Source organism: Archangium violaceum, from assembly GCF_016887565.1.
In the GTDB taxonomy this organism is placed as follows: domain Bacteria; phylum Myxococcota; class Myxococcia; order Myxococcales; family Myxococcaceae; genus Archangium; species Archangium violaceum_B.
The window spans coordinates 5,354,130-5,367,731 of sequence record NZ_CP069396.1; the positions used below are offsets into that span (position 1 = coordinate 5,354,130).

8 protein-coding genes are annotated in these 13,602 nt (G+C 70.8%); 5 read left to right on the forward strand and 3 right to left on the reverse strand.

Going from position 1 to position 13,602, the window contains the following annotated elements; genetic code table 11:
• The first annotated feature begins 25 nt into the window (after positions 1-25).
• Positions 26-7,204: an amino acid adenylation domain-containing protein gene (locus JRI60_RS21930; protein ID WP_204227786.1), complete on the forward strand. Its 7,179-nt coding sequence runs from the start codon at positions 26-28 to the stop codon at positions 7,202-7,204.
• Positions 7,205-7,246: 42 nt separating this feature from the next.
• Positions 7,247-8,074 (forward strand): cupin-like domain-containing protein, encoded by an 828-nt coding sequence (locus tag JRI60_RS21935; protein ID WP_204227787.1) that lies wholly within the window; start codon positions 7,247-7,249, stop codon positions 8,072-8,074.
• A gap of 25 nt (positions 8,075-8,099) precedes the next feature.
• On the opposite strand, the gene JRI60_RS21940 is transcribed toward JRI60_RS21935, so the two are convergent.
• Entirely contained in the window at positions 8,100-9,242 is a 1,143-nt protein-coding gene (locus JRI60_RS21940) for a bifunctional chorismate mutase/prephenate dehydratase (RefSeq protein WP_204227788.1), read from the reverse strand.
• Between the two features lie 110 nt (positions 9,243-9,352).
• On the reverse strand, positions 9,353-10,507 hold the full coding sequence (locus JRI60_RS21945) for an acyltransferase family protein (RefSeq protein WP_204227789.1): 1,155 nt from the start codon (positions 10,505-10,507) through the stop codon (positions 9,353-9,355).
• Between the two features lie 147 nt (positions 10,508-10,654).
• On the opposite strand from JRI60_RS21945, the gene JRI60_RS21950 reads away from it, so the two are divergent.
• The 3 genes from JRI60_RS21950 (at position 10,655) to JRI60_RS21960 (ending at position 12,482) form a co-directional block, all read left to right on the forward strand.
• Positions 10,655-11,560: a hypothetical protein gene (locus JRI60_RS21950; protein WP_204227790.1), complete on the forward strand. Its 906-nt coding sequence runs from the start codon at positions 10,655-10,657 to the stop codon at positions 11,558-11,560.
• Between the two features lie 207 nt (positions 11,561-11,767).
• Positions 11,768-11,971 (forward strand): cold-shock protein, encoded by a 204-nt coding sequence (locus JRI60_RS21955; RefSeq protein ID WP_204227791.1) that lies wholly within the window; start codon positions 11,768-11,770, stop codon positions 11,969-11,971.
• A 328-nt stretch (positions 11,972-12,299) separates the two neighbouring features.
• Positions 12,300-12,482, forward strand: a complete 183-nt coding sequence (locus JRI60_RS21960; RefSeq protein WP_204227792.1) for a hypothetical protein — start codon at positions 12,300-12,302, stop codon at positions 12,480-12,482.
• Positions 12,483-12,487: 5 nt separating this feature from the next.
• On the opposite strand, the gene JRI60_RS21965 is transcribed toward JRI60_RS21960, so the two are convergent.
• Positions 12,488-13,519, reverse strand: a complete 1,032-nt coding sequence (locus JRI60_RS21965) for a hypothetical protein (RefSeq protein WP_239470654.1) — start codon at positions 13,517-13,519, stop codon at positions 12,488-12,490.
• Positions 13,520-13,602: the final 83 nt, after the last annotated feature.

Genomic DNA, 13,602 nt, shown 5'->3' on the forward strand with positions numbered 1-13,602 from the left:
GCGCGCCTTGCGCGCGTGAATCCGCATGGCCGACATCGCGACCGACTCCAGGACCGAAGAGCTTCAGAAAGGCGAGGCGTTCGCCTTCCCCGCCTCGCACGCACAGGCGCGCCTGTTCTTCCTGGACAGGCTCGATCCGGGAAACGCCGCCTACCACATGCCCTTCGCGCTGCGGCTCACGGGTCCCCTGGACGTGGCGGCGCTCGAGCGGGGTCTCTCCGAGGTGTATCGCCGGCACGAGGCCCTGCGTACGCGCTTCGAGGACGTGGACGGCGAGGTGCTCCAGCTCATCTACCCACCGGAGCCGCTGACGCTCGCGCGGGTGGACCTGAGCACGCTGCCCGTGGGTGAGCGGGAGGCTCGCGCGCAGGCGGTGTGCGCGGAGGAGTCGGCGCGGCCCTTCGAGCTGTCGCGCGATGTGCTCGTGCGAGGCTGGCTGCTGCGGCTCGCCGAGCAGGAGCACCTCCTGCTGCTGGTGCTCCACCACATCGTCGCGGATGGCTGGTCCATGGCCGTCTTCGCACGGGAGTTGTTGGAGGTGTACGCGGCGGCGCGCGAGGGCCGGCCCTCTCCCCTACCGGAGCTGGAGCTCCAGTACGTGGACTACAGCGAGTGGCAGCACGGCTGGATGCAGGGGGACGGGCCGCGAAAGCAGGCGGAGTTCTGGAAGCGCAAGCTCGCGGGGCCGCTGCCGGTGCTGGAGCTGCCACTGGACCGGCCGCGTCCGGCGTCCCAGACCTTCCGCGGCGCCACGCTGGACTTCACGCTCCCCCGCGCGCTGGTGGAGCGGCTGCGGGCCTTCAGCCAGCGCGAGGGTGCCACGCTCTTCATGACGCTGCTGGCGGGCCTGGACGCGCTGCTGCACCGCTACTCGGGGGCGGCGGAGCTCGTCGTCGGCACGCCGGTGGCCAACCGCAACCGGCGCGAGCTGGAGGGGCTGGTGGGCCTCTTCGTGAACACGCTCGCGGTGCGCGTGTCGCTGGAGGGCAACCCGGGCCTGGGCGAGCTGGTGCGCCGGGTGCGGACGGAGACGCTGGACGCCTACGCGCACCAGGAGCTTCCGTTCGAGAAGGTGGTGGAGGAGCTGCGGCTGCCGCGCGATCTGAGCGTTCCACCCGTCTTCCAGGTGATGCTGGTGCTGGAGAACCAGCCCCAGGTGCCGCTGCGGCTCGCCGGACTGCGCGTCACGCCGGAGTCCATCGCCACGCGCGCGACGAAGTTCGACCTGACGCTGTCGCTCGCGGAGACGGAAGAGGGCCTGCGCGGCTTCGCCGAGTACAGCACCGACCTCTTCGACGAGGCCACCGTCCGCCGGCTGCTCGCCCACCTGGAGCGGGTGCTGTGGGGCGTGGAGACGCCGGAGGTGGGCATCGCGGACCTGCCGCTGCTGGGTGACGAGGAGCGCCACCGCATCCTCGGCGAGTGGAGCCGGGTGCCGGTCCTGGGCGGCGAGGGGCTCACGCTGCCGGAGCTCTTCGAGGCCCAGGCGCGGCGCACTCCGGACGCGGTGGCCGTCAACGAGGGGGACATGACCCTCACGTACCGGGAGCTCAACCGCCGGGCCAACCAGCTCGCCCACCACCTGCGCGGGCTGGGCGTGGGTCCCGAGGTGGTGGTGGGCATCAGCGCCGAGCGCTCGCTGGACATGGTGGTGGGGCTGCTCGGCATCTCCAAGGCGGGCGGCGCCTACCTGCCGTTGGATCCCGACTACCCGGAGGACCGGCTCGCCTTCATGCTGCGCGACAGCCGGGTGCCGGTGCTCGTCACCCAGTCGCGCGTGGCCCGGCGCATCCCCTCGCAAGGTGAGCGGCGGGTGCTGCTGGACGCGGACCGGGACATGCTCGCCCGCGAGCGCGAGGACGATCCGCGGAGCGGCGTGGGGCCGGAGCACCTCGTCTACGTCATCTACACCTCGGGCTCCACCGGCCGCCCCAAGGGCGTGGGTGTGCCGCACCGGGGCGTGGCGCGGCTGGTGACGGGCGCCACCTATGCGCGGCTCGGTCCCGGTGAGCGCGTGCTCCAGTTCGTGTCCATCTCCTTCGACGTCTCCACCTTCGAGCTCTGGGGGCCGCTCACGAATGGCGGGCAGGTGGTGGTGGCTCCGCCGGGGACGCCTTCGTTGGAGGAGCTGGGGCAGACGCTCCAGCGTCACCGGGTGAGCACGCTGTGGCTCACCGCGGGCCTCTTCCACCAGATGGTGGAGGAGAACCTGGAGGGCCTGGCCGGGGTGCGGGTGCTCATCGCTGGAGGCGACGCGGTCTCCGCGCACCACATGCGCCGTGTGCGTGAGCGCTTCCCGGACTGCACCCTCGTCAACGGCTACGGTCCCACGGAGGACTCCTGCTTCGCCTGCACCCACGTGGTGCCGCCGCGCGCGCCGGTGGATGGCTTCCCCATCGGGCGCCCCATCCCTGGTACCGAGGCGTACATCGTCGACTCGCGCCTGCGCCCCGTTCCCATCGGCGTCCCGGGGGAGCTGCTGCTCGGTGGCCCCGGGCTCGCGCGCGGCTACCTCGGCCAGCCGGAGCTGACCGCCGAGCGCTTCATCCCTCATCCCTTCGGCGAGGAGGCCGGGGCCCGGCTCTACCGCACGGGAGACCTCGCGCGGTTCCTGCCGGATGGCCGCATCGAGTACCTCGGGCGGCTCGATCGGCAGGTGAAGGTGCGCGGCTACCGCGTGGAGCTGGGGGAGATCGAGGAGGTGCTGCGGACGCGGCCGGACGTGCGTGACGCCGTGGTGCTGCTGCGGCCGGACGCCTCCGGAGACAAGCGGCTCGCCGCCTTCGTGGTGCCAGCTCCGGGCGCGACGCCCTCCACGGCGGAGCTGCGCGCGGCCCTGCGTGAGCGCCTCCCCGAATACATGGTGCCCACCGCGTGGACGTTCGTTCCGGTGCTGCCGCTCGGGCCCAACGGGAAGGTGGATCGGCAGCGGCTGCTCGCCGCCGAGGCCACGCCGGTGGTCGAGTCCGGGCCGCACCGCCCGGCCGTCACCCAGGAAGAGCACACGCTCGCGGAAGTGTGGGCCCAGGTGCTGGACATCGCTCCCCCGGGCCTGGATGCGGACTTCTTCGCGCTGGGCGGCCACTCGCTGCTCGCCACGCGCGTCGTCTCCCGCATCCGCGAGGCGTTCGGCGTCCAGTTGCCGCTCAAGGCCTTGTTCGAGCACCCGACTCTGGAGGGACTCGCGGCGCACCTGCGGGCGCTGAAGGCTGGCACCGGGCCGCTCGCCACCGTGCCGTTGCGGCCGGTGGAGCGGGGGGGACCGCTGCCCATGTCCTTCTCACAGCAGCGGCTGTGGTTCCTGGATCAGCTCGAGACAGGCAGTGCCTTCTACAACATGTCCTTCGCGGTGCGGCTCGCGGGGCGGGTGGAAGCGAAGGCGCTCGCGGCGGCGGTGCGAGCGCTGGTCTCCCGGCACGAGGTGCTGCGCACGCGGCTGGTGTCGGTGGACGGCGAGCCGCGCCAGGTCATCACTCCCGGCGAGGACGTGGTGCTGGAGCAGGTGTCGCTCCAGGACGTGCCGGAGGCGGAGCGGGAGTCGCGCGCTCTCTCCCTGGCGCGGGCCTGGGCGGAGCGGCCATTCGAGCTCGCGCGGGGGCCGCTGCTTCGCCTCCACCTGTGCACGCTCTCGTCCGAGCGGCACGTGCTCGTCGCCGCCATGCACCACGCCGTCTCGGATGGCTGGTCGCTCCAGGTGCTGGTGCGGGAGCTGGGTGAGCTCTACGCCGCGCACCTGGAGGGGCGCGAGCCGCGGTTGCCGGCGCTCCCCATCCAGTACGCCGACCATGCCGCGTGGCAGCGCGAGTGGATGGGCTCGGGTGCTTTCGCCGAGCAACTCGCGTACTGGCGGCGGCAGCTCTCCGGGGACTTGAGCGTGCTGGAGCTCCCGCGTGATCGGCCGCGTCCGCCGCGCCAGCGCTACCGGGGCAGCACCCTGCGCCGCGTGCTGCCCGTCCCGCTCCGCACCGAGGTGCTGGCGGCGAGCCAGTCCGCTGGGGTGACGCCCTTCATGCTGGCGCTCGCGGCCTACATGGCCCTGCTGCGCCGCCTCACCGGCCAGGAGGATCTGCTGGTGGGCTCTCCCATCTCCGGACGCAACCACCGGGAGGTGGAAGGGCTCATCGGCTGCTTCATCAACACGCTGGTGCTGCGCGCGCGGGTGCCGGAGTCGCTGCCCTTCGGCGAGCTGCTCGCCCGGGTGAAGCAGGTCTGCCTGGACGCCTACGCGCACCAGGACGTGCCCTTCGAGCAGCTCGTGGAGTCGCTGCAGCCGGTGCGCTCCACCCAGCACACGCCGATCTTCCAGACGATGCTCATCTACAACGAGCGAGGCGGCGTGCCGGTGCGCTTCGCCGCGTTGGACGCGAGCCCCGTGACGGTGGAGACGGGCACGTCCACCTTCGATCTCACCCTGTCGGTGACGGACACCGGGGACGGGCTCACGCTCGAGGCCGAGTTCGACACGGACCTCTTCGACGCGGAGTCGGTGGAAGGCTGGCTGGTGGGCTACGAGGCCCTGCTCACGGAGGCGATGCGTGTCCCCGCGCGCCGCGTCCACGAGCTGCCGGTGATGGACGAGGCCACGCGGCGGCGCATCACCCGCGAGTGGAACCTCACCTCGGAGGCGCGGCCGGCGCACCAGACCCTCGTGGCGCTGCTCGCGGCCCAGGTGGCGCGCACGCCGGAGGCCATCGCCGTGTCGCTGGATGATCAGCGGCTGACCTACCGCGCCCTGGATCAGCGCGCGCGCCGCGTGGCCCGCTACCTGCGGGCACTGGGCGTGGGGCCCGAGGTGCGGGTGGGCGTGTGCGCGGAGCGCTCGCTGGAGATGGTCATCGGCGTGCTGGGCGTCATCCAGGCGGGTGGCGCGTACGTGCCATTGGATCCCACGCATCCCGCCGAGCGGCTCGGGTACATGCTGGAGGACGCGGACGCCCGGGTGCTGCTCACGCAGCGGAAACTGGAGGACAGGCTGCCGGCCATGGCGCTCCCGCGCCTGTTCCTGGACGACGCGGAGCTGCGGACGGAGGACTCCGCGCCGCTGGCTCCCGCGGCGGTGCTGCCGGAGAACCTCGCGTACGTCATCTTCACCTCGGGCTCCACCGGCCGCCCCAAGGGCGTGATGCTCGCCCAGCGCGAGGTGTGCCAGCGGCTCGCGTTCGGACAGGCCGCGTACCCGCTCGGCGAGGGCAGCCGGGTGCTCCAGGTGGCGTCGCTCGGGTTCGACCCGTCCGTGCTGGAGATCTTCCATGCGCTGTCGACGGGGGCGCGGCTCGTCCTGCTTCCGCCCGGTGGCAACAGGGATCCGTCGATCATCGCGCACCACGTGGCCACCCAGGGCGTCACGAGCCTGGAGCTGGTGCCGTCCATGCTGGAGCTGGTGTTGGATCAGCCGCGCTTCACGGGCAGCCCGTCGCTCCGGCGCGTCTTCGTCGGCGGCGAGGCCATCTCGCTGGAGCTGCAGGAGCGCTTCCTCGCGACGATGTCCGCCGAGCTGGTCAACACCTACGGTCCCACCGAGGCCACGGTAGACGTGGTGCACTGGACCTGCCGCTCCGTGCCCGGCCTGCAGAGCGTGCCCATCGGCAGGCCGATCTCCCACTCGCGCATGTACGTGGTGGACGCGCACCTGCGGCCGGTGCCGGTGGGCGTGCCGGGCGAGCTGCTCATCGGCGGCGACTATCTCGCGCGCGGCTACCAGGGCCGGCCGGACATCACCGCGGAGAAGTTCGTGCCGGACCCGTTCGGGGACGAGCCCGGGGCGCGGCTGTACCGCACGGGAGACCTGTCGCGGTACCTGCCGAGCGGGGAGATCGAGTTCCTCGGCCGCACGGACCACCAGGTGAAGATCCGCGGGGTGCGTGTCGAGCTGGGGGAGATCGAGGCGCGCCTGCGCACGTGGCCGGGCATCCGCGACTGCGTGGTGGTGACGCGCGCCTACGGGCCGGGAGACGTGAGGCTCGTGGCCTACTGCGTGGTGCGCACCGAGGTGCCGGAGGCGGAGTTGCCGGCCTGGACGGAGTCGCTGCGCGCGCACCTGTCCGCCACACTGCCCCCCGCGATGATCCCCGCGTACCTGGTGCCGCTGACCGCGCTGCCGGTCAACTCGAGTGGCAAGGTGGACCGCAAGGCGCTGCCAGCCCCGGAGGACGCGCATGGGGGTCCGCGCGCGGAGGCCGTGGCGCCTCGCGACCCGGTGGAAGAGGCGCTCGTGGACATCTGGAAGAGCGTGCTCGGGCAGGCGCGGGTGGGCATCACGGACGACTTCTTCGCGCTGGGCGGCCACTCGATGCTGGCGCTGCGGCTGATGGCCCAGGTGGAGCGCCGCTTCGGCACGCGGCCGCCGCTGGACGTCCTCTTCGAGTCGCCCACCATCGCCTCGCTGGCGGAGCATCTGCGCTCGCGTCCCGGGTCCCAGGCGCGCTCTCCACGCGTGCTGCTGCGCGACGGTGGGTCCCAGCCGCCGCTCTTCTGGGTGCACCCGGTGGGCGGCGGGGTGCTCTGCTACCAGCCCCTGCTGCAACGGCTCGGTCAGGAACGTGCGCACCATGGCCTGCGCTCGGTGGGCCTGCTCGGCGGGGAGCGACCGGAGGAACTGGAGGAGTTGGCGCGCGAGTACGTGCGGGCCGTGGTCGAGGTTCAGCCGGAGGGTCCGGTGCACCTGGCTGGCTGGTCCTTCGGTGGCGTGGTGGCCTTCGAGATGGCGAGGCAGCTCGAGGCGAGGGGCCGGCAGGTGGGCGCGCTCATCGCCATCGACTCCATGCCCGATGATGGCGCCGAGCTGCCCGAGGGCTGGGAGGCGCTGGAGCTGGCGGAGGTGGTGGGCGCGGAGCTGGGGTTGCCGGCGGAGGAGTGCCACGCGCTGCTCTCCGAGGGGGGCCTCGCGCGGCTCGCTCAGCGTGGCGCCGAGGCCGGGGACGTGCGGCCCGAGGACGTGCGGCTCCTCCTGGAGGAGCTGAGACGGAACCTCGGGGCGCTGCGCCGCTACCGGCCCCGTCCCTACCTTGGGCGCATGGTGCTGGTGGCGGCCGCCGACCGGCCCCATCCGCTACCCCAACCGCTCGAGTCTCTCTGGCGGCCCCTCGTTCCCGGAGGGCTGGAGCACCACCGGCTCCCGGGCGATCACTCCCAGCTCGTGCGCGAGCCCCATGTCGAAGCGGTAGCGGAAATCGTCCGGCGCGTGCTCTCGCGCTGGACACTTTGATTCCATGGTAGTTAGTTTTTTCTCGGAAACGAGCCAGCCATCATGAGCAAGAGACCCGTTGACGTCCGCGAGAACCTGACCCCCGAGGAGTTCATCCACGAGTACATCGAGAAGAACCGACCCGTCATCGTGACGGGCGCGATGAAGAACTGGCGCGCCCCGTCCACCTGGACGCCCGAGAGCTTCCGGGAGCTCTTTGGCGACATGCCGGTGGAGGTGACGGCGGACGGTCCCGTCGTGCTGGAGAAGATGCCGTTCTCGGCCTTCTACGAGCACCTGAAGGCCGCCAGCGAGGGCCCGGGCGAGCCGGACGGCAGCATCGACAAGCTGCGCTACATGCGCATGCGCGAGCTGGAGTCGCTGGAGAAGGTGAATGGCGACTGGGCGCGGCCCGGCTTCATGCCCGAGGGTGGCTACGTCATCCCCTTCGCCCCGTTCGGGATGGATCCCACGCGCAAGCGCTTCCCGGGCTTCGGGTTGTTCATCTCCCCCAAGGGCGCGGCCAGCAAGCTGCACGTGGATGGCATTCGCTCCAATGCCATCGTCTGTCAGGTGTACGGCTCGAAGCGCTGCTTCATGTTCGCCCCGGACCAGGAGGCGCTGCTGCCGGATCAGGAGTCGCGCCGCGCGCGCAAGCTGAAGCGGCTGGACTACGAGCGTCCGGATTTCGGCAAGGCGAAGATGGTGGAGTTCGACGTCAACCCCGGAGAGATCGTCTTCGTGCCTCGCCAGTGGTTCCACGAGGTGCACACGCTGAACACCAGTATCTCGCTGACGTACAACTTCGTGCACGGCTGCGAGGCGCTCGGCTTCGCGTCGTGGTTCCTCCGTACGTCCATCACCAACCCGGCGTCCCACAACGTCGGGTAGGTGTCCCGGGTTGCTCTCGGGCTCTCTAGCCCGGGGGCAACTCCACGCGGGGATAGGTGCCGAGCAGCCGCATCGCGGTGGTGTAGGGCCGCAGGGCCTGGAGCACGGCCTCGATCGACGCGGAGGCGGCATGCCCCTCCAGGTCCAGGAAGAAGCGGTAGGCCCACGGTGTGCCCGGCAGCGGCCGGGACTCCAGCCGGGCCAGGTTCACCCCGTGCTCGGCGAGCACCAGCAGCGCCTTGCTGAGCGTGCCGGGCCTGTTCTCCAGCACCATCAGCAGCGACGTCTTGCAGGGCACGTCCGCGGGCAGGGGCGTGGCCTCCCGCGCCACCTCGAGGAAGCGGGTGAAGTCCGCGCTGGCTCCCTGGAGATCGCGCGCCAGCACCTCCAGCCCGAAGCGCTGCGCCGCCGAATCACTGGCGATGGCCGCCACGGTGGGATCATTCCCCTCGCGCACCCGCTGGGCCGCGCCGCCCGTGTCCAGCTCGGGGAGCTGGAGCACCCAGGGCAGCTGCTCGCGCAGGAAGGTCTCGCATTGGAGCAGGGCCTGCGGATGGGAGCGCACGATGCGCAGCGACTCCAGCTTCGCCCCGGGCAGCCCGAGCAGCCGGTGCTGCACCTGGCCCACCAGCTCGGAGATGATGGTGATGCCCTCCTCGGCGAGCGCATCGTACGTCTCGTACATGGCCCCCGCGGTGGTGTTCTCGATGGGCAGCAGCGCCAGGTCCACCTCGCCCTGGCGGAGCGCGTCCACCGCGCCGCGCGAGGTGTCGAAGCCGGTGAGGAGCACTCCGCCGGGCCGGCCCCCGTAGCGCTTGTGCGCCGTCAGGTGGCTGTAGGAGCCCTCCACGCCCGGGTAGGCCACCCGGAGCGGCGTGGTGTCCAGCGTCGTCACCAGCGCCTGCTGCCGGGCCACGGACATCTCCATGATGAAGCGGTAGAGACGCTCCACCTCATGGGGATCCAGCTGACGGGCCACCGCCGCGGCGCGGATGCGGCGCAGCAGCAGATCCTCCCGCCGTTGATCCCGGATGGGGGACGCCGCGGCCAGCTTGGCCCGGGCGATGTCCTCGGCCAGATCCATCCGGCGGCGCAGGGCGTCGAGGAGATCCTCGTCCACCCGCTCGATGGCTACACGCAGTTGCTGCAGATCCGGAACGTCCGACATGGCGACCTGAACTCCCTGGAGGGATGCGAGCACCCGCACCGAACGAATTCGCAGTGTACCCGACGGGATTCCAGGTCGACCCCGATTTCGTGGACACCCCGGAGGGGCGCCTACGCCTCGGCCATCAACCCGTCCGCCTGGCGGCGGCGACGGCGCAGCACCGCGCGCAGCCACTGGCGTGCCGGCTCCTCCACCCAATGGAAGGCCGCCAGGGAGAAGAGCACGGCCACGCCCAGGTAGCAGGAGAAGAGGAGGGGTCCGGGGGTCACCCCCAGGGCGCTGCCCGCCTGGACCACGTAGCTCTTGATGGGCTGGTGGAGGATGTAGAGGCCGAAGCTGGAGCGCCCCAGGAGGACGAGCACGGGGTGCCGCAGCCAGTGCTGGCCCGGCGTCTGCCGGAGGGCCAGCCCGTAGACGATCATCGCGAACAGCGGCAGCAACAGCCCATTGTGCAGCAGCAGCGGGGGGATGCGAGGGCTCACCAGCAGCACGCCCAGGAGCCCGGCGGCTCCGGCGGGCGCGAGCAGTCGCAGGGCCGGCGGTACCGGCAAGGACTGGGAGTGCCTCAGGAGGTACATCCGTCCGAGCACGATGCCGGCCAGGAACTCGGGCAACCGCATCAGCGGGTTGAAGCCGGCCAGGCCCATCCAGAAGCCACTCGCCGCCGCATCGATGCCCCAGACGAAGGGCGCGGTGAGCAGCAGCGAGGCACCGGTGCAGGCGGCGAGCATGGGCACCAGCCACCGCGCGCGGAGCCGTCCCACCCGCTCCGCCAGCAGGGGGTACAGCAGGTAGAAGAAGGCCTCGTTCGACAGCGACCAGCCCGGGGCGTTCCAGGCCGAGGCGAGCTGCGGCAGCCAGGCCTGTACCAGTCCCAGGTACGCGGCTCCGGCCACCATCGACTTGAGGGCCCCGAGCAGGGGAGGGTGGTGGTCGAGGAAATAGCCGACCGCGCGCGGGGCATCGAGCAGGAAGCTCAGCAGGTAGATCGGGTAGATGCGCGCCACCCGGGCCTTCCAGAACGCTCCACGGTCCAGCGGCTTCTCCGGCCCGGTGTCTCCGTAGGCGTACGCGAGCACGAACCCCGACAGCAGGAAGAAGAAGCTGACGGAGACGAACCCCGTGCTGACGAGCGTGTGGACCCAGGCCGGAAGCGCACGCGCCGAATCCCCGAGCAGGTACAGGTTGTGGAACAGCACCACGTGCAGCGCCGCGAAGGCACGCAGGCTGGTCAGCTCCAGGAACTCGGGCTTGGCTCGACCCATGGTGTCCAGCATAGGACAGTCGGTGCGCGAGCGCGCCAGCGATCTCCCATGCCTGCCCGGCCCCCTCTTCTGCGTCCAGGCGCTGTCAGGAACCTCGGCGGAACGGCGTCCTCTCGCGCGCCAACCCGTCGATGAAAGTGGGACTCGTTGATCCTCTCCTCTTCGCTCCGTCTCCTGCCTGGCCTCTCCCTGCTGCTCCTCGCGGCGGGTCCTTCGCTGCCCGCTCACGCGGGTTCCGCTTCCGAGTCCCTCTTCGCTGGATGTACGGCGGAGCCGATCGCGGACGAGGGGTGGAGCTACGAGTGCGGCGACTTCAACGCCATCGTCTCCGACCATGCGGCCGTCTCCGCCGAGGTCTTGTGGGAGAGCAGTCGCCGCACGTTCGAGGGACAGGCCGCGGGCCGGATGAAGTTCGAGGAGGAGCCGGCGACGCTGGCGGGCAGGAAGGCCCGGCTGCTGCGCATGAGCGCGAAGGAGCCGGCGGCACAGGAGCTGTCGGCGTTCGCGGTCTTGCCGGTGGAGGGGAAGGGGGCGCGGCGGGTCCTCTGTAAGGCCCGGAACACTCCGGAGCACCAGGCGCGCTGCGGGCGCGTGTTGGAGAAGCTCGCGGGCAATGGGTGGAGGGCCGGACCCGAGGCGGGGGTGAGCGTGAAGCACTCGGAAGCCTCGCTCGCTGGCCGGGAGCTCCCCGCGCCCGCCGGGTGCAAGGTCCTGGCCGATGACGGCAGCGGTCGGGTCGAGTGCGAGGATGGCTCGCGGCTCGGTTGGACCCATCTCCCCGAGAGCTCCCGACTGGGGGCGTTCGTGAGGGATGGCGTGAAGACGTTCAAGGATGTCGCTCGGGTTCCGTACATGGAGTCCCGCATCCCTTGCGTCATCGACGGTGTCCGGACGGAGTGCACGCACCTGCGCCTGCTCGAGCCTGGCGGACGGCGTGATGTGTACGTCGGGGGCGTCGAGTTGCGCGGCTCGGCGACCGTCATCACGTGCATGGCGGGAGGGACCTCGCGGCAGGTGCCCCACGCCTGCCAGCAGGTGCTGAGCTTCCGCTGAGCCTTCCTCGGGGCGAGGGCGGAATGGACGCCCGGGGCCGAGGGTTACATCCCCAGCCGCCAGTCACGGGGGCCACTTTTCGGAGATATTCGAAGGGGGGGCCCTATGCACGAGCCTCGAATCGTGACACACGGCAATGGTCGCGCCCGGTTGGGAAGCGGCCTCCGGCTCAACTCTTTGAGGCTGGACAAGAAAGAAGACGAGTAAATGGCAATCGGTACCGTGAAGTGGTTCAACGACGCGAAGGGCTTCGGTTTCATCACGCAGGAGGGCGGGGGCGAGGATCTCTTCTGCCACCACAGCGCGATCCAGGCCGACGGCTTCCGCTCCCTTCAGGAAGGGCAGAAGGTCGAGTTCGATGTCGCCCGCGGCCCCAAGGGTCTGCAGGCGCAGAACGTCCGCCTCGCCTGAGTCGCGACGTCAGGTCCTGTCACCAGGCCCTGTCACCAGGCCCAGTCTCCTCGAGAGGTTGGGCCTTTTTCATTTCCAACGCGGCACCCGGTTGTCGGCGTTGGATGATGGACACCCCCCTGTGTTGGGGTGGCATCTCCGGTTCAGGTGCTTAAATCCATGGTTCACCGCGCTCCGATGAGCCGGGCGGTGCCCTGAAGGATTCCCATGACGGGAGGCTTCTGGGTCTCCTTGCCTGCCTGGCGGGCGCGGTTCCATGTGCATCAGACTGTCAGCACGGGCCCGTCTCAGGGAGGAGACAGGCCTCTCACTCTCTCCTTGGAGTCTCATGACCGTCACATTCATCAAGCGTCAGAAGGAACGGGCCCGTCAGCAGCGCAATCAGGACAAGCAGGTCAAGCGCGAGGAGCGCAAGCGCTTGAAGTCCGAGCGCCCCAGCCGTGCGGAGTGCGGAATGGATCCGGACATCGCGCACATCATCCCGGGGCCCCAGCCGCCGCTGGAGCCGTGAGGACCCTAGAAGGCGCCCATGCTCACCAGGCCGAAGGAGTGCCTCACCCGGCCCTGGATGCCGAAGAAGAGCCCGGACAGCACCGGGCCCGTCCGCAGCGTGGCCGTGGCCATGGCGTGGGTCCGCGTGGTCACCCACTGGTGGCTGAACACGGCGCGCAGGTCGAATTGATCGCGCCGCATGATCGTCTCGAGGTCCATCCAGAGCAGAGGCTCGGCGTGGTTGGAGCGGACCCCGAAGGTCAGCTCGAGCCAGGACAGCCGGCCCCGCAGGTGGGCCCACCGCTCATCGAGCAGGAGCCCTTGGGGGACACGCGCGGCCGAGCCTCCCACCTCGAGCTGTTCGAGCCGGGCGCCGAGCAGCTTCAGCCGCAGTGTCTCCGGCAGGCGGAAGCTCGCCGCCACATCCGCGCGTGCGTTCTGGAAGTGGGGCTCGGTCAGCAACCGGACGGACGCGCGGAGGTGCCCGCCGAGCGTGGTGCCCCTCAGCTCGGGCGACAGCCCGAGGGCTTGCGCCTGGGTGGTGCCGAACTGGTAGGCCAGCCCGACTCCCGCCACGGTCGCCGCGATGATCGCGGTCGTCTCCTGTCCAGGCAGGCGATCGAGGAGCGGCCGCAGGGTCTTCTGGATCGGACTGTTGGGCCCGCGTAGCCACGGGCCGAGGTCGTGCACCCGGAAACGTTCACCCTCGGGACCGAGCTCCAGGAACTTCGCCAGGCGGCCTCCCGCCGGAATGTCGGACAGGGTCAGGTCCTGCGAAGACAGGGAGAGCACGTCCCAGGCCTCCCGCTGATCGCGCGCCCCGGGCCGCACGAATCCCCAGGCCCGCGCGCGCACGGCGAGCGAGAGGTTGGGGACGGCGAAGCCTCCCTCCAGGGCGCGCTGGGGATCCGCGAAGGAGAAGAGCAGCTCCTCGAAGGCGGGCAGTTCGGGCAGCTCCACCGGAGGAGTGGTGTATTGCCGGTGCACCTCGAGGGGCTCCGCACCGGCTGGGAGCGCCCGGAGCGCCACCATGAGCGTTACCGCGCATGCTGACACGAACCGGCCCATTGGAGGTAAAGGTGGGCACCCTTCCCCCTGGCCGCAAGGACGCCCCCTGCGTAGGGGGCGTAGAAGGGTTC

Bases quoted from the DNA above. Each gene is read 5' to 3' on its own strand.
- JRI60_RS21945 (WP_204227789.1), bottom strand. From the start codon at position 10,507: ATGGGTCGAGCCAAGCCCGAGTTCCTGGAGCTGACCAGCCTGCGTGCC.
- JRI60_RS21940 (WP_204227788.1), bottom strand. From the start codon at position 9,242: ATGTCGGACGTTCCGGATCTGCAGCAACTGCGTGTAGCCATCGAGCGG.
- JRI60_RS21930 (WP_204227786.1), top strand. From the start codon at position 26: ATGGCCGACATCGCGACCGACTCCAGGACCGAAGAGCTTCAGAAAGGC.
- JRI60_RS21955 (WP_204227791.1), top strand. From the start codon at position 11,768: ATGGCAATCGGTACCGTGAAGTGGTTCAACGACGCGAAGGGCTTCGGT.
- JRI60_RS21935 (WP_204227787.1), top strand. From the start codon at position 7,247: ATGAGCAAGAGACCCGTTGACGTCCGCGAGAACCTGACCCCCGAGGAG.
- JRI60_RS21960 (WP_204227792.1), top strand. From the start codon at position 12,300: ATGACCGTCACATTCATCAAGCGTCAGAAGGAACGGGCCCGTCAGCAG.